We start from the raw sequence: 2,428 nt of genomic DNA on the forward strand, positions 1-2,428 counted from the left end.
GACGATGAAGTATCAGATAGATAAAGAACGGCCCACCGATAAACGAAGTAACGACGCCGATGGGAATATCCGAAGCGGCTCCGAGATTACGGGCAACCAGATCACACGCCACCAAAAAAATCCCGCCGTAAAAAAATGTCGGAAGGATCAGGGTGTCGCTGCTGCGCCGATAGAGCAGTTTGATGATATGGGGGACAATCAGCCCCACAAACCCGATAGGCCCCACGACGCTGACGCATACCGCCACCGCTAAAGAGGTGATAAGAAGGAGGCTCATAACAAGCCGTGTGACGTGAACCCCTTTTAGAAACGTAAAATCAAGCGACGTCAACAGAAGTCTCAGCGGTTTTCGCTGCCAAAGGATTGACACCAAAAACAGTAGCGATACGATGAGTATCGGATAAGCGGTATCGAATCCGACGATGTTCAAACTCCCCATCGTAAAACGGACAATCGAATAGCTCTGTTCAAAATCGCTCAAATAATAAAGAACCATAAGGGCGGCCGAATAGAAAAAAGACAAGGCAATCCCCACCAGCAGAAGCGAACTTGTCTGCGCCGATTTGAGTGAGCGCGAGAGTAAAAAGAGGACGATCACGGTCAATAACGCTCCGAAAAAGCTTAAGGCGTATTGCCAAAAGAGGAGACCGCCGAAAAAAACAATCGCCAATGCCGTCCCCAATGTCGCACCGCTGGCAACGCCGAGAGTGAAAGGGGTAGTGAGGGGATTGCGAAAGATACTCTGAAAGACAAGCCCTGCGAGAGAGAGGATTGCACCGCTGCAAAAGGCGATGATCACCCTAGGAGAACGAATCTCCCAAAAAAGCATCGACGACGAGGATGCGGGGTTGAGAATCTCTTGGATATTCAAGGTGATCTCCCCAAAAAATGGGGCAATGACAAGAACTGCCAGCGATAGAATAAGACTAACGTACTTCATCGTAATTCACCACAAAGTTTCCGCCGATATTTTGAACCGCGTTGCCGAAACAGCCCTCAAGACGGGAGGGATCGAAAAAATCACCGCACGATCCGAAGAACCGGACACTCCCCTCTTCCAGATACAGAACGTCATATCCGAGCTTGTAGGCTAAATTCAGATCATGGGTAATGATGATTGTGTTTTGAAAATAGGAGCCGTTTTTGAGGAGGCGGTAAATTTTGACTTTTTTTGCCTGATCGAGATTGGCGGTCGGCTCATCGAGAATCGTGTACGCAGCACAGTGCAAAATTGCGCCGGCGATCAGGAGAAGTGAAGATTCGCCGCTACTGAGACTCTGGCATGGAGAGTGTTTGAGATGGTCTATCTCCAGCACTCCGAGAATCTCCTCCCTCATACGAGGATCGTTGCCATCGAAGCAATTGAGGTCTAAATAATCACCTACGCTCAGATACTCATCGTAAATATCGAGGAGCGTGGGGACATAGTTGATCACCTGTGAGCGCAAGTGCGGTGCGATATCACCTATTTTTTTCCCCTCCCAAAAAACACTTTCGGAAGGGATTAGATGGCAGAGTGCTCTGGCCAGCGTTGTTTTCCCGCTTCCGTTATTTCCTAAAATTGTCAAATTTTTCCCCTCTTCGAGGGCGAAACTGACATTTTTCAAAATTTGGCAGGTGAGATCAGCGACGTGCAGCATCAATCAAATACCCCCTCATATCATCTAAAAAAAGGCCGAGACGCTGGCTCGGGTTACTCGAATAGGGCTGATCTTCGACATACATTTTTCCCTCTCTGACCGCATTGATCGGAAGAGAACGCCACGGTGCGATCAAAGCCTCTTTCGTTAACCCTCTCTCTTTGGTATTCGGGGCGAGCAGTATGATGATATCAGGGTTGAGCGCAATAATGTTTTCGAGATTGAGAACCGGCTGCCCCTTGCGACGGCTTTGGAGGGCATTGGTGTTACCGCTCTCACGGATAAGGTCGTCAAAATAGAGATTCTGTCCCGATACATAGATGCTCTTGGAGAGATCGGTATTGTGTCCGAACACCATCAAAATCTTTTGATTGCGTATGATCCCCCGCAGGGCACGGAGTTTTTGATCGAGTTCGCTCACGATGGCTTCAGCCCTCTTTTCTTTGTGAACGACGGCGCCGATGGTAAAGATCGATCGGCGAATCGAGGGGTAGGTATCGATTTTAATGGTGCGTGTTTTGATACCCATCTTTTGAATTTTTACCGCCAAAGGGGCATTATTTTCCTGCAATATCACCATCGTGGGGCTGAGGGAGAGGATCTTTTCCAGAGATGGGGAGAAATATCCCCCCACTTTTGGTTTGTTTTTGGCCTCAGGGGGATAGTTGCAATACTCCGTATTGGCGACAATTTGATCTCCCGCACCCAGAGCATAGAGCGTTTCGTTGATGGCGGGGCTGAGGGCAATGATCCTCTCGGCTCCCCAAAGATTCCCCCATACCAAAACC

At 48.9% G+C, this 2,428-nt stretch carries 3 protein-coding genes; all 3 read right to left on the bottom strand.

Going from position 1 to position 2,428, the window contains the following annotated elements; all coding sequences use genetic code 11:
- A partial coding sequence (locus tag A2517_RS11635; protein WP_294897251.1) for an iron ABC transporter permease occupies positions 1-940 on the bottom strand: 940 nt, incomplete at its 3' end.
- A complete protein-coding gene (locus A2517_RS11640; protein ID WP_294897253.1) occupies positions 927-1,640 on the bottom strand; it encodes an ABC transporter ATP-binding protein in 714 nt (237 codons plus the stop codon). The genes A2517_RS11635 and A2517_RS11640, both read right to left, overlap by 14 nt.
- Positions 1,624-2,428, bottom strand: an 805-nt coding sequence (locus A2517_RS11645) for an ABC transporter substrate-binding protein (protein WP_294897256.1), incomplete at its 5' end; no start/stop codon positions are given. The genes A2517_RS11640 and A2517_RS11645, both read right to left, overlap by 17 nt.

Origin of the sequence: Sulfuricurvum sp. RIFOXYD12_FULL_44_77, from assembly GCF_001830725.1 — a bacterium.
GTDB lineage: Bacteria > Campylobacterota > Campylobacteria > Campylobacterales > Sulfurimonadaceae > Sulfuricurvum > Sulfuricurvum kujiense_A.

Bases quoted from the DNA above. Each gene is read 5' to 3' on its own strand.
- A2517_RS11640 (WP_294897253.1), bottom strand. From the start codon at position 1,640: ATGCTGCACGTCGCTGATCTCACCTGCCAAATTTTGAAAAATGTCAGT.